Origin of the sequence: Micromonospora sp. CA-249363 (assembly GCF_050950185.1) — a bacterium.
In the GTDB taxonomy this organism is placed as follows: Bacteria; Actinomycetota; Actinomycetes; order Mycobacteriales; family Micromonosporaceae; genus Micromonospora.
Genome location: NZ_CP192020.1, coordinates 3788453 through 3807531, shown reverse-complemented (window position 1 = coordinate 3807531; position 19079 = coordinate 3788453). Strand labels below are relative to the sequence as shown.

The window sequence follows — 19079 nt, the reverse complement described above, 5'->3', positions numbered from 1 at the left end:
CATGACAACCCACGCCCCACCGCAGACCGGGCAGGCGGCCGTCGCGGCCGTCGACCTCGTCAAGGTGTACGGCAGCGGCGACACCGCCGTCCGCGCCCTGGACGGCGTCTCGGTCGCCTTCGGCCGGGCCGAGTTTACGGCGATCATGGGCTCGTCCGGGTCCGGCAAGTCGACACTGATGCACTGCCTCGCCGGCCTGGACACGGCCACGTCCGGGCGGGTCCTGCTCGGCGGCACGGAACTGACCGGTCAGTCCGACCGTACGCTGACGCGGGCACGCCGCGACCGGATCGGCTTCGTGTTCCAGTCGTTCAACCTGCTGCCGCAGCTCACCGCCGCGCAGAACATCACCCTGCCGCTGGACCTCGCCGGCCGGGACGCCGACCGTGACCTGTTCACCCATCTCGTCGACGTGCTGGGCCTCGGCCAGCGGCTCGGGCACCGGCCCAGCGAGCTCTCGGGTGGTCAGCAGCAGCGGGTGGCGCTGGCCCGGGCCCTGGTGTCCCGCCCCGAGGTCGTCTTCGCCGACGAGCCGACGGGCAACCTCGACTCCCGCTCCGGCGCGGAGGTGCTGGCCATCCTGCGCGACTCGGTACGCGACCTGGGCCAGACGGTCGTCATGGTCACCCACGATCCGATCGCCGCCGCGTACGCCGACCGGGTGGTGCTGCTCGCCGACGGACGGATCGCCGGCGAGGTCCACGAGCCGGACCAGGGCTCGATCACCGACGCGCTGCGCGCCCTGGCGGTCGCCGCGTGAGGACGACCGTGCTGCGTACCCAGGTGATCGCCGCGGCCCGACGGCCGGGCCGGCTGATCCTCACCGGCCTGGCGATCCTCGTCGCGTCGTTCGTCGTCTTCGGCACCGTGCTGGCGCAGGACATCACCGAACGGACCGCCCGGGACACCCTCAGCGGCACACCGGCGGCCACCGACCTGGCGATCGGTGATCCCGAGCGACCGCCCGCCCTGACGGAGCTGCGGGACGTCCGTGCCGTGCCCGGCGTCGTCGAGGCGGTCGCTCGGGTGACCATCGGCGTGTCGGTCGGCGGGGGATACGTCAACCTCCGGGCGGATCCCGGCCGAGGCCCGCTGGCCACGGTCCGACTGGTCCAGGGCAGCTATCCCGACCAGCCCGGCGAGATCGCAGTGAGCCCGCGTACGGTCGAGCGGCTGGGACTGACCGTCGGCACGGTGACCACCGGGACGGGCGGCGACCTCGGCGGCGATTCGCCGCTCACCGTCACGGGAGTGGTCGACACCCTCACCGACGACGGCGCGAACGCGTACGCGCCGGACGACGTCGTGGCCGCGTGGGGTCACCTGAGCTACGTGGAGCGGATCGACCTGCGGGCCGCCCCGGGGGAGACGCAGGCGGTCCGTGAACGCCTGATCGCGGCGGTCCCGGGCGAGCAGCGGATCCGCTCGGGCGCCGAGGTGCGCGACGCCGAGGCCGACGCGGCGGCCGAGCAGGTGGGAAGGCTGTTCGCGCTGGTCGGCATGTTCGTCGGGATCGCGGTGGCCGCCGCGGCGCTGGTGGTCACCTCCACGTTCCGCATCGTCTTCGCCCAGCGGATGCAGCACCTCGCGCTGCTACGGGCGGTCGGGGCGGGTCGGGGCGCGTTGGTGGTCGCGCTCACCGCCGAGGGGGCCCTGACCGGGTTGGTCGCCGGTGTCGTCGGGGTGGCCGCCGCCCTGGCCGTCGGGCAGGCGCTTCCGCCGATCCTGCGCGCCTTCGGCTCGGTGGTGTCGTCGCCGGGCCTGCCGCTGACGGCGGCGGTCGCGGTGGTGGTCGGGGCGGTCGTCGTCACCGTGGGGGCGGTCCTCGCCCCGGCGTTCTCCGCCGCTCGGGTCTCGCCGCTGGAGGCGTTGCGGGCCGCGAGCGTCACCGCCGGGCGGCGTGGCATCGGATCGGCACGCCTGGTGTCCGGGGCCCTGCTGGTCCTCGGTGCAGTGCTGGCCGGTGTCGCGGCGGTGCGCCGCATGCCGACGCCGGGCGCGGAGTCCTACGACCCGACGGCCGGTCTGCTCCTGCTGGTCACCTCGGGCGCGTCGGCGTTCTTCGCCCTCGTGGCCCTCGGGCCGCTGCTGGTGCGTCCGGTGCTGGCGGTCGCGGGCTGGCCGCTGCGCCAGCTCGGGACCCTCGGCCGGTTGGCGGTCGGCGGGATCGGTGGAACACCGCGCCGTGCCGCAGCCGTCTCCGTGGTGGTGGCGCTCGGCGTGACGCTGATCTCCGGGGTGGTCATCGGTGGCGCGTCCATGCGGGTCGTCGCCGATCGCGACATGGCCCTCTCCGCGCCGGCCGACTTCGAGGTGGCCTCCGCCGAGGGTACGGCCCTGCCGGTCGCCGTCCTGGCCCGGGCGCGGGCGGCCACCGCCGCGCTGACGCGGGTCGTGCCGTACCGGATGGTCCACGACGTCGTGCTGTCGCGGGGCGGCGAGCGCCTCGGCGACACCGAGGCCGGATACTCGACGACCGACCTGGACCTGTCGGCGTTGCCGACCCTCGCCGACCTGCCCGTGGCGCAGGGCAGCCTCGCCGACCGGGGACCTGGCCGGATCGTGCTCGGCCAGGCAGTCGCCGACGTCACCGGGCTGCGGGCCGGCGACAGGGTCACCCTCGGCCGCGCCGCGTCGACGGTCGACGTGCGGGTGGCGGCGGTCCTGCCCGACCGTGGTCCCCTGTACGCGGGCATCCTCGCCGACCGTGCGGACCTGGACCGGATCGGCGGGCCCACCGCGTACACCGGTCTGCTGGCCGACGCGGCCCGCGCGGGTGAGGACGGCCGTACCGCCGGGGCGCGTGCCCTGCGACAGGCGGTCGGGAACGCCCCCGGGCTGCACATCGGCGTGCTCGCCGACGATCGGGACCGTAACGACGCGGTGCTGAGCGCGCTGGTCTGGATCACCGCCGGGCTGGTCAGTCTCACCGTGCTGATCGCCGTGGTCGGGGTGGGGTCGACGACCGCGCTGTCGGTCGTGGAGCGGGTACGCGAGTCCGGGCTGCTGCGCGCCGTCGGCCTGTCCCGGGCCGGCCTGCGCACGATGCTGACGGTCGAGTCCGGCCTGTACGGGGTGATCGGGGCGACCTTCGGTCTGCTGCTCGGCGTCCCGTACGCCTGGTTGGCGGTGCGGGCGCTGGGGCTCAACGCGCCGCTGACGCTGCCGGTGCTGCCGCTGGTCGGGCTCTTCGTGGCGCTGGTCGGGCTGACCGCGCTGGCCGGCGTGCTGCCGGCGCGGCGGGCCTCGCACGTCAGCCCGGTGGCGGCGCTGGGCGTCGAGGGCTAGGCACGGCCCGGGGCGGCGGCGGCCCGGCAGCGGCCCGCCCCGCTGGCCTCGTCACCGCCCCGACCGCACCGTGTCCACGGAGAGCCGGCGCAACCTGTCGTCGCTCGCGGAGCCGGCGGCGGCGGTGAAGACCAGCAGGGTCTGTGACTGGTCCGGATCGACGAGCGTCTGGCAGTGCAGCTCCAACGGCCCGACCTGCGGGTGCAGGAGATGCTTCGGTGGGCACTGGCCGCCCGGCACCGGGTGCTCGCGCCAGAGTCGGGCGAACTCCGGGCTCGCGGCCAGCAGGTCGTCGACGAGCGCCGCGGCCCGCGAGCCACGGCCGTCACGGGTGTACGCGGCGTGCAGGTGGGCCACCAGCAGCCGGCTGTGCTGCTGGTGGTCCTGCGCCCGATACCGCTGTCGGGCGTCCGGGTCGGTGAACCAGCGGTGGTGCGCGCTGCGGGCCAGACCGGTGTGCCGGGTCTCGTCCCCGAGCAGGGCGACGGCCGGGGGAGTCTGCGCCAGGGTCTCGCCGAGGTGGTTCACCACCTGGGCCGGGGTGTCGTGCAGCCGGTCGAGGATCCGCATCATCCCGGGGTTGACGTGGTCGGCGCGTACCGCGCGGTGGGGGACGGCGTGCCCGGCGAGCTGGAACAGGTGATCCCGTTCGGCCAGGGACAGGCGCAGGCCACCGGCCAGGGCGGTGAGTATCTGCTCGGAGGGGTGCGGCCCGCGCTGCTGCTCCAACCGCGTGTAGTAGTCGGTGGACATGCCGCTCAACGCGGCGACCTCCTCGCGCCGCAGCCCACCGGTACGCCGGCGCGGGCCACGGGGCAACCCCACGTCCTCGGGCCGCAGCGCCTCGCGTCGGGTCCGCAGGAAGCTGGCGAGGTGGGCGCGGTTCACGGTGACTCCGATCGGCATGGGTGGCGGCGGGCAGACCGCACGGTCGGTGCAACGGACGAGCGGGGGCCGGATGTTCCGCGCCCGTGCGACCGGTCGGCGGCGCTCGGCGTGCCGGCCACTCCGCCGACTGGCTGCAATCCGACGGCTGATCGGTTTTCGCCACGCGGCCGTCACGAAATCCGGCGGCGGAGCGTCACAGTCCCCGGTTAGTCTGCCTCCGCGCGTCGTCGCCCCGGCACGTCGCGTCCCGCGCCTGGTCGGCGCGGCGTCCGCCGCCACCGCCCACCATCCGCCGGACCAACCGACCTCAGGAGAGTTAGTGACACAGCAATCCGTCGCGACATCGGACAAGCTCGACGCCGCGGTGCTCAAGGTGGCGGGTGTCGTCGTCCTTGGCGCGATCATGTCGATCCTCGACGTGACAGTGGTCAGCGTCGCGCTGCCCACGTTCCAGACCGAGTTCGACGCCTCCTACGCCCGCGTGGCCTGGACGATGACGGGCTACACGCTGGCCCTGGCCACGGTGATCCCGCTCAGCGGGTGGGCGGCCGACCGGTTCGGCACGAAGCGTCTCTACATGGTGGCGCTCGCCCTGTTCACGATCGGGTCGGGGCTCTGCGCCACCGCCGACTCGATCGGCCAGCTGATCGGCTTCCGCGTCCTGCAGGGCCTCGGCGGCGGCATGCTCATGCCGCTCGGCATGACGATCATGACGCGGGCGGCCGGGCCGCACCGGATCGGTCGGCTGATGGCCGTCCTCGGCATCCCGATGCTCCTCGGCCCGATCGGTGGCCCGATCCTCGGTGGCTGGCTGATCGACACGGCGAGCTGGCACTGGATCTTCCTGATCAACCTGCCGATCGGTGTCATCGCCCTGATCTACGCGCAGTTCGCCCTTCCGAAGGACGCTCCCGAGCCGTCGGAGTCCTTCGACTTCCTCGGCATGCTGATGCTCTCCCCGGGTCTCGCGCTCTTCCTCTACGGCGTCTCGTCGCTGCCGGAGGCGGGCACCTTCAGCGCGACCAAGGTGTGGGCCCCGATGCTGGTCGGCGGCGCGCTGGTGGTGGCGTTCGTGCTCTACTCGTTCAAGCCCCGGCACCCGCTGCTCGACCTGCGGCTGTTCCGCAACCGCAACCTGACCATCGCGGCCGTGACGCTGTTCGTGTTCATCATCGCGTTCATGGGCGCCGGCCTGCTCTTCCCGAGCTACTTCCTGCAGGTGCGCGGTGAGTCCACGCTGGCCGCCGGCCTGCTGATGGCCCCGCAGGGCATCGGCGCGATGATCACCATGCCGATCGCCGGAACGCTCGCCGACCGGGTGCCGATCGGCCGTACCGTCCCGTTCGCGCTGGCCCTGATCGTCGCCGGGTTCTTCGGCTTCACCCAGGTCGACCCGCAGACGTCGTACTGGCTGCTCGGTGGGTCGCTGTTCGTGATGGGCCTGGGCATGGGCGGCACGATGATGCCCATCATGACGTCGGCGCTACGGACGTTGCAGGCGCAGGAGGTCGCACGCGGCTCGACGCTCGTCAACATCCTGCAGCAGATCGGCGGCTCGGTCGGCGCCGCCGTGATGTCGGTGATCCTCACCAACGAGCTGAACGGCTCCCGGCCGATCCCGGGCCTGGTCGACGAGAGCGGCAAGCCGATCACCGAGGCCGGGCTGGCCATCGCCTCCCAGCAGCGCCCGGAACTGCTCGCGCAGATGCCGGTGGACCCCTCGATCATCGAGCGCGGTCTCGACTTCGCCGCGAGGTCGTTCGCCCACACGTTCTGGGTGGGGTTCGCGCTCGTGCTGGCCACCTTCATCCCGGCCGCCCTGCTGCCGCGCCGGCGTACGCCCGCGCAGCCGCTCGGCGACGAGCAGACCGACATGCCGAAGACGCCGGTCGTCATCCACTGACCGACGCGCCCGCCGCGCTCGACGCCCGTTGCGGTGTCGAGCGCGGCGGTGGGCCGGGTCAGCGCAGGGGACCGTCGCCGGGCCCGTCGGGGTCGTCGACCACGTGCACCGCGGCCTCCTCGGCGCTGGCGCCACCCGCGTCGATCCCGGCGTCCCACGCCACCGAGTCGGCCTCGTCGTCCTCGCGAACGCCCTCGTCGTACTCGACGAGACGGCCGGCGCGCGCCTCGGTCTCGTACCCCCGGCGGGTCAGCTCGTCCTCGTCATCGCCACCCTCGGCGTACGGGTCGACGTCCGGCACCTCCTGGGCGAGGTGCTGTTCCAGCGACTCGCCGGCCCGCTCCTCGGCGGGGGTGGTGCCGAACCGGTTCGCCGCCGTCCAGTGGTCCGCGGCGACGATGCCGGTGTCGAGGGGGTCGCCGACCAGGTCGTCGTCGAGAGTGTCGGAGGCGTCCAGCACCCCGTCGTCCTCGGCCACGTTCCACTCGTCGACGGAATCCGTCTGGCTCACGGCGGTCTCTCCTTCGTCAGGGCGCAGCGAAGTGCCAAGCCTAAGACCGTGCAACACCGGCGGCCCCGGAGGCCTGCCCGCTGTGACGAACAGGCCTCGGGGGCGGCGGGATTCACCGCTTCAGCAACTCCACCACGGCCTCGGTGAACTCCTCCGGCTGCTCGATGTGGCCGAAATGACCGCTTTGTTCCAGCACGACCAGCCGTGAGTCCTTCAGGCCGGCGTGCAACTCGCTGGCGTAACGCGGGCCGCAGATGAAGTCGTAGGCCCCGACGACCACCACGGCCGGAGCGGTGATCTCACCGAGCCGGTCGCGTACGTCGAAGGGAACCGGGTCCTGCGCGCCGGCCGGCGCCGCCCAGGCCCGCAGGCCCGCCTGCAACGGGGCGAACTCGGCCTGCCGGGCCCAGAAGTCCGCGAAGTAGACCGGTAGCGCGCCGCCCAGAGCGGCGCTCAGGGTCTCGTCGTCGGTGGCGGAAAGGGCCCGTTGCAGGGCCGCCGGGATCTCCGCGGCCTCCGGCCGGTCCGGGTGCCGCTGCGGGTAGGCGGCGAGGTTGGTCATCGCCTCGGCCCAGAAGTCGGCGCCGGTGAGCGGCGAGGTGTCGTACAGGACCAGCCCGGCGACCCGGTCCGGGTGCTCCAGGGCGTACCGCTGGACGACGAAACCGCCGTACGAGTGCCCGAGCAGGTACACCCGGGGCTCGCCGAGATGCGCGACGACCGCGTCCAGGAACCGGACATAGGTGCTCATCCGGTAGTCGTCGGCACTGTCGAGTCGTCCCGACGCGCCCGTGCCGACCGGCTCGACGTACACCATCGTGAAGTGCTCTTCGAGGCCCGGCGTCCGCAGGTAGGACCACTCGATGCCGGGGCCGCCCGAGTGCGCCACGCACACCGGGCCGGTGCCGGCGACGTGGTAGACCTGCCGCACTCCGTCGACGGTGAACGAGTGGACGCCGGGCGCGAGCGCGCCGACGTCGTGGTGCGTGGAACCCATGAACTGTCTCCCGATGCGTGACCCGTGCGGCGTGTGCCGCGACGGTAACCAGTGGCTGTCGGGAACCAGATGCGCGGGCCGAGGGGAAAGTTCGCTCGGTACGGACCTTTTCTCAGCCTCGCGCCGGCACGGGGTGGAACAGGGTGAGCTGGCGCACCCGGCCGTCGCGCAGCACCTGCAACCACAGGGCCGACGGCGGGCAGTGCTCGGGGTCGTCCGGCGGGCTGATGAGGTCGGTTTCCCAGATCAGCACGTCGCCGCTGGCCACGACGTTGCGCAGCCGCTGTCGTACCCCCGCTCGCAGATCGGTGGTCATGCCCCGGACCGCCAGGTCGCGGCCACCGCGTGGTCCGCCGGGAACGATCATCCGGGCGTCCGGCCACCAGCTGTCCTCGACCACCCGGTCGAAGTCGCCCCGCATCGCCGTGGCGATCATGTCGACGCCCTCGCGCCACCGCGCGTCGCCCTCCGCGCGCACGTCGGCGTGCGCCGAGGTCGCCGCCGCCCGCAGGCCGCCGGCGAGCGCCCGCCGAGCGTGGCTGAGCCGGCTGCGGACGGTGCCGACCGGCACACCGCACACGGCCGCGATCTGCTCGTACGACGAGGCGTCGCTGAAGTAGCGCAGCATGGTGACCAGGCGATCGGGCTCGGACAGCGCGCCCACGGCGTGCCACACCCAGTCGCGCAGCGCGCCGGAGTCCAGCGCCTCCTCCAGGGTGGGGTCGGTGGCGGGATGGGCGAACCACTCCGGGTCGGCGACCGGCGTCGGACGCGGGCCGCGCAGCGTCATCCGCGCGTTGTTCCGGACGATCGCGCGCAGCCACGGGCCGACGGCGGCCGCGTCGCGGACCTCGCCGACCCGCCGCACCGCCACCACCATCGCGTCCTGCACGGCGTCCTCGGCATCCGGTCCGTAGCCGAGCAGGCTCACCGCGACCGCCCGCATGCTCGCCTCGTGGCGGGTCAGCAGCACGCCGAGGGCAGCGGCGTCCCCGGTCCGCGCGAGCGCCACCAGATCGGCGTCACTCACCGTCATGCCCAGTTCCTCCCCGAAACGCCCGTTCTGAACATGGCTGCTCACCAAGCGTACGGCGGGAGGCGGACCGGGCGTCGCGGCCCGGCGGCCCGGCGGCCCGGCCGATGACGCCGGGCCGCCGGCGCAGCACTTCGGTCTCCAATGTCGCGCCGTTACGGGGCAATCACACCCCAACCCCCCTTTTGGGCCCGAAGATCCGCGCAACATCAGGGTTGTTGCTGCCTCCCGCGCGCGGGAAGCAGCAACAACAGGGAAGTTGCGCGGATCTTGGCACCGGCAGGCCCACAGCGGCGACCCGACGCGAGCGACGACAGCCGGGCAACGACCGGCCGCGTCGGTGTCGCTCAGTAGCGGCCGCCCTCGGGAGCGGGCAGGGCATCCAGGTCGGCAAGGTTCTGAGCGTCGAGCCGCACGTCGCCCGCCGCGCAGTTGTCCACCAGATACTTCGGGGTCTTGGTACCGGGGATCGGAACGACCCGGTCCCCCTGCGCGACGACCCACGCGAGCGCGACCTGCGCGGGGCTGACGCCCGCCCGGTCGGCGATCTCCCGGACCCGGCCGACGATGGCGAGGTTGGCGCGCAGCGCGTCCTGCTGGAAGCGCGGCAGGCCGCGCCGGAAGTCGTCGGCCGGCAGGTCGTCGAACGACGCGAACCGGCCGGCGAGGAAACCACGACCCAGCGGAGAGAACGGCAGGAACGCGATGCCCTGCGCGGCGCAGTACGGCAGCACCTCGGTCAGCGGGTCCCGGGTCCACAGCGACAGCTCGGACTGCACCGACGCCACCGGATGCACCGCCTGAGCCCGCACGATCTGGGCCACCGTCACCTCGGACAGGCCGATCTGTCGCGCCTTGCCCGCCGCGACGACCTCCGCCATCGCGCCCCAGGACTCCTCGATGGGCACGTCCGGGTCGACGCGGTGCAGTTGGTAGAGGTCGACGTGGTCGGTGCCGAGGCGGCGCAGGCTGTCGTCGATCGCCGCGCGAATGTGCTCCGGCCGGCCGTTGTTGCCGAGCTTCGGTGAGTTGCCGGGGCCGCCCGTCGGGGACGCCGCGACCAGCCCGACCTTCGTCGCCAGCACGGCCCGCTCCCGGTGGCCGCCGGTCAGCGCCCGCCCGACCAGCTCCTCGTTGGTGTACGGCCCGTACACATCGGACGTGTCGATCAGCGTGGCGCCCAGGTCCAGCGCCTGCCGGATCACGGAGATCGAGGTGTCGTCGTCGCGAGGACCGGTGATGTCGTATCCGTGGCTCATGCCCATGCACCCGAGACCGATGACGCCGACCTCAGGCCCCGCACTGCCCAGCGTGGTGGTTCGCATGCCCCCACGCTACGACCGTTGCCGGCCACCCGCCGGACGGCGCATCGGCGGTGGACGGCGTGGGCTCGGGTGGTGACGATCGGCCCCAATTAGAATCGACAATGCTCACTGCTTTTGGTGGTGTGGGCTGGGGGCTGACACGAAGGGCGGTGGGCGGCATGGGGCCGGACGAGCGACGACGGTTGTTCGAGCAGGCGCGGGAGCGCTCGACCCGACAGGAGACGTGGGCGGAAGCCGACCGGCTGTGGGGCCAGGTGATCGAGGCGTACCGGGAGGCCGTGCGGGGGCCGGGTCGGGCGGCGCGGGAGGACCAGCAGCAGTTGGCCCGGGCGCTGTGGCGGCACAGCATGCTGCTGTCCGCGCGGGGCAGGGCCGCCGACGCGATGGCGCCCGGCGGCGAGGCGGTCGTCGTCTTCGAGCGGGTGTACGACGCCGTGGCGGCCGAGGGCGGGAGCATCGCCGCCGCACCCCGGGACGATGCCCTGGCCGAACTGATCACCGCGCTCGTGGATCTGGCCGAGGTCTCGTTCGCCGCCGGTCAGCCCGCCACCCGGAGGGACCTGTTGGAGCGTGCCGTGACGGTGGGCCTGACCTCCGCCGGATCACCGCCGTCCGCCGGCCCACGGACCCGGGAGGCGATGGGGACGGCCTACCACAACCAGGCGGTGGCGCTGTTGCACCGGCACCTGACCCGGCCGTCGTCGGCCGAGGGCGCGAAGGAGGCGGCGCTGGCGGCGTCACGGGCGTGTGAGCTACGACAGGGGCTGCTGGACATGGCGCGTCCGCTGTCGTTCTGGGAGATGGCCAACACCTACGGGGTGTACGCCCAGTGCCTGGTCCTGATCGGGGACCTGGATCGGGCTGCCCTGGTGCTGTCGATGGGTAACCGGTTCGTCGAGACGCTGGGTCCGGCCGCCGCGGAGCCCGCCCAGAAGTTGCGGGTGGCGGCCGAGATGCTGGCTCGGGAGAAGGGTGGATCGCGGGGCACGGCCGGTTCGCGTCGCTGGGGCTGGCGGCGCTGAGCGGCGGTGATCCGTCCGGCTCGGCTTGCCTGACATCGTCACTGATCGATACTGTGCGCGAAGGCGCCGCCCCGCCTCAGACCATCACCGTCGATCCGAAGCGGGTTCCGCATGCGCACACTGAGACTTGTCACGTCGCTGGCCGTCGCCGGCCTGCTCGCCGGCGCGGTCGCGACGATCGCCACGCCGGCCAGCGCGGCGACCGCCGCGTTCTCCGTGACCAACAGCTGGGGCAGTGGCTATCAGGGCCAGGTCACGGTCACCAACGACACCTCCGCGTCGATCAGCGGCTGGCGCGTCGAGTTCGACCTGCCGTCCGGGTCGAGCATCACCCAGTCGTGGAACGCCCAGCAGGCGACCTCCGGCAGCCACTACACGTTCAGCAACGTGTCGTGGAACGGCACGCTCGGCGCCGGCGCGTCGACCTCGTTCGGCTTCCTCGTCAACGGCTCCGGCACGCCGGTGAACTGCACCGTCAACGGCGTGTCCTGCTCCGGCGGCACGCCCCCGCCACCCACGACCCCGCCCCCGACCACCCCGCCACCCACGACCCCGCCCCCGACCACCCCACCGCCCACGACTCCGCCGCCGACCGCCGGCACGCCGGTCGAGCGGTACGGGCAGCTCCGGGTCTGCGGCACGACCATGTGCGACCGGAACGGCGCCCGGGTGCAACTGCGCGGCATCAGCAGCATGTGGCTCAACTGGGAGACCGCTCCCTACGCCGAGAACCTGTCGGCGCTGCGATGGATGCGGGACAACTGGAACCTCCAGGTGATCCGCGCGGCGATGGGCGTCGAGCCGGCCGGGGCGTACCTGAGCGACCCGAACAAGGCGCGGGCACAGGTGGAGACCATCATCAACAACGCGGTCAGCGCCGGGGTGTACGTGATCGTCGACTGGCACGCCCACGAGGCGCAGAACAACCAGTCCCAGGCGGTGGCGTTCTTCGGTGACCTGGCACGACGCTACGGTCACCTGCCCAACGTCATCTGGGAGACGTGGAACGAGCCGTTGCAGTTCAGCTGGACCGGCGTCATCAAGCCGTACCACCAGGCGGTGGTCTCCGCGATCCGCGCCGCCGACCCGGACAACATCGTGGTGCTCGGGACGCCGACGTGGTCGCAGGACGTGGACGCCGCCGCGGCCAGCCCGCTCTCCGGCACCAACCTCATGTACACCCTGCACTTCTACTCCTGCACCCACGGCGCGTCGCTGCGCGCCAAGGGCGACGCGGCCATCAGGGCCGGCCTGGCGCTGTTCGTCACCGAGTGGGGCGCCAGCAACGCCGACGGTGGCCTCGACGGCCGGGCCTGCCTGCCGGAGGCGCAGTCCTGGATCGACTGGATGAGGGCGAACGGCATCTCCTGGACCGCCTGGAAGCTCGACGTCGGCACCGACACCACCAACCTGCTCAGCCCTGGCGCGCCCGTGACCGGCGGTTGGAACAACTACCTGCACGGCCACGCGCCGTTCGTGGTGGCCAACATGCGCTGACGCGGCCGCCCCGGGCGGCTCGTACAAAGGACGAGCGGTGTGCCGCGGAGTCAGAACGATGACCCGGCGGCACGCCGCTCGTCGCTGTCCGAAGGTGATCAGAGAGCCGGTGACCACGAGGCGGAACGGCGCGTCACCTTAACGCGCCGGAAACACCCCCGGTACCAAGCCTGGGAACGCTCGTCGGACAGTCGAGACCACCGACACGCGAACCGGGGTGACCATGGTCGACAACACCACCAACGCGGCCACGTTCGACGGGCCGGTGGACCGGTCCGGCAACGGCCGGGCCGTGCCCGCGTCCCGTCCCGCTCCGGCCCCGCCCGGGCACGACGACCCGGCGGACCTCGCCACCCTCGGTGTCGAGGAGGAGTTCCACGTCGTCGACCTGCACACGCGGGAGCTGGTGCCCCGGGCCGGGGAGCTGCTCGACCGGCTGCCGGCCACGTCGTTCACCGCCGAGCTGCACCGCAGCGTGGTGGAGACCAACACCGCGGTCTGTCGCACCCTGGACGAGATCCGTGCCGAGCTGACCCGGCTGCGTCAGTCGGCCGTCCAGGTCGCCGACCGGATCGGGCTGGGCATCGTGGCGGCCGGTACGGTGCCGCTGCGCGCCGACGGCGACCCGAGCGTCACCCCGACCTCGCGCTACCGGCGGATGGTCGACGAGTACCAGTTGCTCGCCCGGGAACAGTTGATCTGCGGCGCGCAGGTGCACGTGGGCGTCTCCGACCGCGACCTGGCGGTGGCCGTCACCCGCCGCGTCCAGCCGTGGCTGCCGGCGCTGCTCGCCCTCTCCACCAGCTCGCCCTACTGGATGGGCCAGGACAGCGGCTACGCCAGCGTCCGCTCGCTGGTCTGGCAGCGCTGGCCCACGGCCGGCGACCCGGGCGAGGTGACCAGCGCGGCCGACCACGAGGCCCTCGTCGCCGAGCTGATCTCGTCCGAGACCATCACCGACCCCGCCATGATCTACTTCGACGTCCGGCCGTCGGCGCACGTGCCCACCGTCGAGCTGCGCATCACCGACGCCAACGCCGACGTCGAGACGATCGTCCTGCTCACCGGGCTGTTCCGGGCGCTCGTGCGGCGGGAGGTCGCCGCCCTGCGCGCCGGGGTCGAGCGCACCGCCGTCCGCCCGCCGGTGCTGCGTGCCGCCGTGTGGCGGGCCGCCCGGTCCGGCCTCGAAGGCGACCTGCTCGACCTGCCCCGCTCGGCCCGGCCGGTGCCGGCCGCCGAGGCGATCCGTCGCCTGGTGACCGATCTGCGCCCCCAGTTGGAGGCGACCGGGGACTGGGAGCAGGTCAGCGAGCTGGCCCGGTACGCGCTGGAGCGGGGCAGCTCCGCCGCGCGGCAGCGGCGGGCGTACGAGCGGCGGGGCCGGCTGGCCGACGTGGTCGACCTGCTGCTCGACGAGACCCGGGGTCGGGTGCGCCCGACTCTGTCCGGCTCGTCGACATCGCCCGCGCTGTCCACGTACACCGACGTCGGCGACGAGGTCTTCGGCCCGGCGGGGCCGACGCCCGCGTACCGTCCGCTGCTCGCCGCCCTGCGCACCCTCGGGGCCGCCGGCCTGCGTCAACGCGAGCACGACCGGGACGAGGAACAACGCGCCCGGGGCGTGACGTTCAGCGTGGCCGGCGAGGCCAGCACCCGGCTCTTCCCCGTCGACCTGGTGCCCCGGGTCGTCCCCGCCGACGACTGGCGGACGCTGCGCACCGGCCTCGTGCAGCGCGCCCGCGCGCTCGACGCGTTCCTGCGCGACGTGTACGCCGACCGGGCCGTGGTGGCCGACGGGGTCGTACCGGCCTGGGTGGTGGAGTCCTCGCCGGGGCTGCGCCCGACCGGCGCGCTCATGGGCCGGCACGGCACACGGGCCCAGGTGTCCGGAACCGATCTCGTCCGCGACCCCGACGGCGGCTGGTACGTGCTGGAGGACAACCTGCGGGTGCCCTCGGGCATCGGCTACGCGGTGCAGAACCGGCGGCTCACCCGGGCGGTGCTGCCGGAGCTGCCGGTGCCCGACGACCTGCTGCCCGCCGACGAGACACCGGCGATGCTGCGCCGGGCGCTGGTCGCCGCCGCGCCGGCCGCCGCCGACGATCCCGCCGTGGTGGTGCTCAGCAGCGGCCCGGGTGACCCGGCCTGGTTCGAGCATCGGCTGCTCGCCGACGAGATGGGTGTGCCGCTGACCGAGAGCGGTGACCTGCTCGTCCAGGACGGCCGCGTGCACATGGTTTCCGAGGGGCACCGCAGCCCGGTGGACGTGATCTACCTGCGGATGGACGAGGAGGCCCTGCTGCACGCCCCGGGCGCGGACGGTGTGCCGCTGGGCTGGCCGCTGCTCGCGGCGGTGCACGCCGGGCGGCTCACGCTGGCCAACGCGCTCGGGAACGGCGTCGGGGACGACAAGGCGCTGTACGCGTACGTGCCCCGGCTGATCGAGTACTACCTCGGGGAGAAGGCGCTGCTCGGCGACGTGCCGACGTACCTGTGCGGGGTGCCCGAGCAGCGCGCCGAGGTGCTGGCCCGGCTGGGCGAGCTGGTGCTCAAGCCGGTCGACGGGTACGGCGGCGACCGCGTGGTGATCGGCCCGCGCGCCGAGGCGGAGGAGTTGGACGCCGTCCGGGACCAGATCCTCGCCGCCCCACACCGGTGGATCGCCCAGGAGATGGTCACGCTCACCACCCACCCGGTCTTCGACGGTACGGCTCTCGCGCCTCGCCACGTTGACCTGCGGGCGTTCGTGTTCCTCGGCGAGACTGCGGAGGTGGCGCCGGTGGCCCTGACCCGGGTCGCGCCGGCCGGCAGCATGATCGTCAACTCGTCGCGGGGAGGTGGGTCGAAGGACACCTGGCTGCTCGGCGGAGCCGGAGAACCCTCGGTGTAACCCACGCTTGATATGGATGTCATCGGGCCGCAACCGGGTCCACCAAGCCTGGACCGGTCAGCGGCCCGCGCGGAACGAGCCGATGAGAGGTGTGTGCCATGTGCGGTATCGGAGGCGAGTTCCGCCTCGACGGGGCGTCACCGGACCTGGCGGCCCTGGAGCGGATGCTCCCCGTCCTGTCCTCCCGCGGCCCGGACGGTGAGGGGCGGTGGCAGCACGGTCCGGCCGCGCTCGTGCACCGTCGGCTGCGCATCATCGACCTGTCCGACACCGGCGCCCAGCCGATGGTCGATGCCGAGCTGGGCCTCGCCCTGGTCTTCAACGGCTGTATCTACAACTACCGGGAGCTGCGCGACGAGCTGACCGCCGCCGGCTACTCGTTCCGGTCCACCTCGGACACCGAGGTGATCCTCAAGGCGTACCACCGGTGGGGGACGGCCTGCGTCCAGCGGCTGTTCGGGATGTTCGCGTTCGCCCTGGTCGAGCTGGCCACGCACACTCTCGTGCTGGCCCGCGACCGGCTCGGCATCAAACCCCTCTACCTGTCCGAGACGCCGGGCCGCATCCGCTTCGCGTCGACGCTGCCGGCCCTGCTCGCCGCCGGTGACGTCGACACCGACCTGGATCCGGTGGCGCTGCACCACTACATGAGCTTCCACTCGGTGGTGCCGCCGCCGCGCACCATCCTGGCCGGCGTCCGCAAACTCCCGCCCGCCACCGTGCGGGTGATCACCGCCGACGGGCGCAGCACCGACACCGTCTACTGGCGGCCCGAGTTCACCCGCGCCGCCGCGCCGGCCATGTCCGCCGAGGAGTGGCAGGAACGGATCATGGAGGCGCTGCGCACCGCCGTACGACGGCGGATGGTCGCCGACGTGCCGGTGGGCGTGCTGCTCTCCGGGGGTCTCGACTCCAGCCTGATCGTCGCCCTGCTCGCCGAACAGGGCCAGACGGGCCTGGCGACCTTCAGCATCGGCTTCGAGGCGGCGGCGGGGGAGACCGGCGACGAGTTCCACTACTCCGACCTCATCGCCCGCCACTTCGGCACCGACCATCAGCAGATCCGCATCGACGCCGCCCGCTTCGTGCCGGCCGTGCACGACGCCATCGCGGCGATGAGCGAGCCGATGGTCAGCCACGACTGCGTGGCGTTCCACCTGCTCTCCGAGGAGGTCTCGAAGCGCATCACCGTGGTCCAGTCGGGCCAGGGCGCGGACGAGATCTTCGCCGGCTACGACTGGTACCCGCCGATGGCCAACGTCGCCCGCGAGGACGCCGTCGAGGCGTACGCCCGGGTGTTCTTCGATCGTCGCCACGACGCGCTGGCCGGCCACCTCGCGCCCGAGTGGATGCTCGACCACGACGCGAGCCTGGAGTTCGTCACCGCCCACTTCGGCGCGGCGGGCGCGGACACCGCGCTCGACGCGGCGCTGCGCCAGGACAGCCTGGTGATGCTCGTCGACGACCCGGTCAAGCGGGTCGACAACATGACGATGGCGTGGGGCCTGGAGGGCCGCGTGCCGTTCCTCGACCACGAGGTGGTCGAGCTGGCCGCCGCCTGCCCACCGGCGCTCAAGCTGGCCCTGGGCGGCAAGGGCGTGCTGAAGGCCGCGAGCCGGGGCATCGTCCCCGACGAGGTCATCGACCGGCCCAAGGGCTACTTCCCGGTGCCGGCCATCCGGCACCTCTCCGGTCCGCTGCTGGACGACGTCCGGGACGCGCTCACCGCGCGCCCGGCCCGCGAGCGCGGCCTGTTCCGCAAGGACTACCTGGAGGAGTTGCTGGACACGCCGAACGCCCAGCGGACCACGTTGGGATCGAACGCGCTCTGGCAGCTCGGGCTGCTGGAGCTCTGGTTGCAGCGGATCGGGGTTTAGATGAGCGTACGGACCGAGGTGCCGCGCCGGACCCGCCCCGCGCGGCACCGGCCGACGGTGACCCTGCCTCCCGGCGAGGACTTCGCGCCCGCGCCGTCGCCCGACGGCCGGCGGGTGGCGTACGTGTCCGACCGGGCCGGAACCCCGGCCGTCTGGGTCCGCGACGTGGACGCCGCCGAGGCCGTCGCGCTGCCCAGCGGCGACGAGCCGGTCCTGTCGGTGAGCTGGTCACCGGACGGGCGGTGGCTGGCCATCGTCGTCGCGCCCGGCGGTGCGCCCCGCACCGAACTGTGGGTGCTGCGCCCGGACGGCACCGAACGCCGCCAGGTCGCCGGCTTCGGCCGCCGCAGCGCGAGCCTGTCCCGGTGGCTGCCCGGAGGCGCGTCGATGGCGGTGACCGAGACCGCCGAGCGGGGCGCCGCCGTGCTGGTCGACGTCGACACCGGGCACCGGCGGGTGCTCGCCGAGGACGACCTGCTCATCCTCCTGGACGTCACCGACGACGGCGCGTCCGCCCTGCTGCGCCGGGGCCCCCGCAACGCCCGCTGGCTGGAACTGCTCGACGTGACCACCGGCGACCGGGTACGCCTGCTGCCGGACACCGGTCGGGGCAGCACCGAGCAGGGCTGGTTCGGCTCCGACGGGAGCGTGCTGGCGCGTACCGACGCGTTCTCGGAGCTGGCGGCGCTGGTGCGCGTCGACCTCGCGCGACCGACGCTGGCCCCGACGCGCGTCGCGGCGCGACCGGACGCGGAGCTGGAGCACGTGGCGCTCGACGCCCGGCGTGAGCGGGCCGCGCTGCTGTGGAACACCTACGGCGGGCGCAGCGAGCTGAGCCTGTGCGATCTCGCCAGTGGCGTCCAACGCGCCGTGACCGCCCCCGGCGAGGTGCTCGGCGACGCCGTCTTCGCCGCCGACGGTGACCTGCTCTGCCTCACCGCTCAGGGGCCGGTGCAGCCCCGGGAGGTCTGGCTGGTCGACCCGGCGATCGGCGATCCGCGCCCGCTGCGGCCGGACACCGACGCCGCGCGTACGAGTGGCGCGGGGGTCGCGCCGCAACTGGTCGACCTGCGGGCCCACGACGGACTGCCGCTGTCCGGTTGGCTCTACCGCCCGGCCGGCCCGGGCCCCTGGCCGACGGCGATCAGCCTGCACGGCGGCCCCGAGGCGCAGGAGCGGCCCGGCTACAACCCGCTGTTCCAGGCCCTCGTGGCGCAGGGCATCGCGGTGTTCGCGCCGAACGTGCGCGGCTCGTCCGGCTTCGGCCGTTCCTTCGTCACCGCCGACAACCTCGCCGGCCGCTACGGGGCCATCGCCGACGTGGCGGCGTGCGCCGAGCACCTCGTCGACAGCGGTGTCGCGATCCCGGGCCACCTCGGCTGCCTGGGCCGCTCCTACGGCGGCTACCTGGTACTCGCGGTGCTGGTGAACTTCCCCGGCCTGTTCGCCGCGGGCGTGGCCGAGTGCGGCATCTCCGACTTCCGCACCTTCTACGCCGGCACCGAGCCGTGGATCGCCGCCGCCGCCGTCAGCAAGTACGGCGACCCGGTGCGCGACGCCGAGCTGCTGCGGGACCTGTCGCCGATGACCCGCATCGACCAGCTCGACGTGCCGGTGCTGCTCATCCACGGCGCGAACGACACCAACGTGCCGGCCGGGGAGTCGGAGCAGGTGGCGCAGGCGCTCGCCGCCCGGGACGTACCGCACGGGCACCTCGTCCTCGCCGGTGAGGGGCACGACTTCCTGGCCCGCGACAACGCCGAGGCGGCGCGTACGGCCACCACCTCATGGCTGACCCGGCACCTCGCCACGACGGTCATCACCCTCGGCTGAGGCGTTATCCTGCGC

13 protein-coding genes are annotated in these 19079 nt (G+C 73.3%); 8 read left to right on the top strand and 5 right to left on the bottom strand.

Annotated elements, in window-relative coordinates; translation table 11 throughout:
* Window position 1 precedes the first annotated feature (1 nt).
* Together ACQPZK_RS17505 and ACQPZK_RS17500 are read left to right on the top strand one after the other, a co-directional pair.
* Window positions 2-760 (top strand): ABC transporter ATP-binding protein, encoded by a 759-nt coding sequence (locus ACQPZK_RS17505; RefSeq protein WP_433533986.1) that lies wholly within the window; start codon window positions 2-4, stop codon window positions 758-760.
* The gene (locus ACQPZK_RS17500) at window positions 757-3288 is read left to right on the top strand and encodes an FtsX-like permease family protein (protein ID WP_433533985.1); all 2532 of its coding nucleotides are present in this window, start codon (window positions 757-759) and stop codon (window positions 3286-3288) included. Before ACQPZK_RS17505 ends, ACQPZK_RS17500 begins: the two co-directional genes overlap by 4 nt.
* Window positions 3289-3339: 51 nt before the next feature.
* Here the strand turns inward: ACQPZK_RS17500 and ACQPZK_RS17495 are convergent, their stop codons facing one another.
* Window positions 3340-4176, bottom strand: coding sequence for a helix-turn-helix transcriptional regulator (locus tag ACQPZK_RS17495; RefSeq protein WP_433533984.1), 837 nt, complete (start codon window positions 4174-4176; stop codon window positions 3340-3342).
* A 319-nt stretch (window positions 4177-4495) separates the two neighbouring features.
* Here ACQPZK_RS17495 and ACQPZK_RS17490 point away from each other — a divergent pair, with 319 nt between their 5' ends.
* Window positions 4496-6079: a DHA2 family efflux MFS transporter permease subunit gene (locus tag ACQPZK_RS17490; RefSeq protein ID WP_433533983.1), complete on the top strand. Its 1584-nt coding sequence runs from the start codon at window positions 4496-4498 to the stop codon at window positions 6077-6079.
* A gap of 58 nt (window positions 6080-6137) precedes the next feature.
* On the opposite strand, the gene ACQPZK_RS17485 is transcribed toward ACQPZK_RS17490, so the two are convergent.
* The 4 genes from ACQPZK_RS17485 to ACQPZK_RS17470 all read right to left on the bottom strand — a co-directional run bounded on the left by ACQPZK_RS17485 (window position 6138) and on the right by ACQPZK_RS17470 (window position 9945).
* On the bottom strand, window positions 6138-6590 hold the full coding sequence (locus ACQPZK_RS17485) for a DUF5709 domain-containing protein (protein ID WP_433533982.1): 453 nt from the start codon (window positions 6588-6590) through the stop codon (window positions 6138-6140).
* A 112-nt stretch (window positions 6591-6702) separates the two neighbouring features.
* Window positions 6703-7587, bottom strand: a complete 885-nt coding sequence (locus tag ACQPZK_RS17480) for an alpha/beta fold hydrolase (RefSeq protein WP_433533981.1) — start codon at window positions 7585-7587, stop codon at window positions 6703-6705.
* A gap of 112 nt (window positions 7588-7699) precedes the next feature.
* The gene (locus ACQPZK_RS17475) at window positions 7700-8623 is read right to left on the bottom strand and encodes an RNA polymerase sigma factor (protein WP_433533980.1); all 924 of its coding nucleotides are present in this window, start codon (window positions 8621-8623) and stop codon (window positions 7700-7702) included.
* A gap of 344 nt (window positions 8624-8967) precedes the next feature.
* A complete protein-coding gene (locus ACQPZK_RS17470; RefSeq protein WP_433533979.1) occupies window positions 8968-9945 on the bottom strand; it encodes an aldo/keto reductase in 978 nt (325 codons plus the stop codon).
* Window positions 9946-10103: 158 nt separating this feature from the next.
* Here ACQPZK_RS17470 and ACQPZK_RS17465 point away from each other — a divergent pair, with 158 nt between their 5' ends.
* From ACQPZK_RS17465 to ACQPZK_RS17445, 5 genes are all read left to right on the top strand, one after another.
* Window positions 10104-10967 carry a hypothetical protein gene (locus tag ACQPZK_RS17465; RefSeq protein WP_433533978.1) on the top strand — a complete coding sequence of 288 codons (864 nt, stop codon included), beginning with the start codon at window positions 10104-10106 and terminating at the stop codon, window positions 10965-10967.
* A 111-nt stretch (window positions 10968-11078) separates the two neighbouring features.
* Window positions 11079-12464 (top strand): cellulase family glycosylhydrolase, encoded by a 1386-nt coding sequence (locus ACQPZK_RS17460; protein WP_433533977.1) that lies wholly within the window; start codon window positions 11079-11081, stop codon window positions 12462-12464.
* Window positions 12465-12687: 223 nt separating this feature from the next.
* A complete protein-coding gene (locus tag ACQPZK_RS17455; protein ID WP_433539243.1) occupies window positions 12688-15354 on the top strand; it encodes a glutamate--cysteine ligase in 2667 nt (888 codons plus the stop codon).
* 98 nt (window positions 15355-15452) lie between these two features.
* Complete coding sequence (locus tag ACQPZK_RS17450; RefSeq protein ID WP_433533976.1) at window positions 15453-17231, top strand: N-acetylglutaminylglutamine amidotransferase; 1779 nt, start codon at window positions 15453-15455, stop codon at window positions 17229-17231.
* Window positions 17232-19064, top strand: a complete 1833-nt coding sequence (locus ACQPZK_RS17445) for a S9 family peptidase (RefSeq protein ID WP_433533975.1) — start codon at window positions 17232-17234, stop codon at window positions 19062-19064.
* Window positions 19065-19079 lie beyond the last annotated feature (15 nt).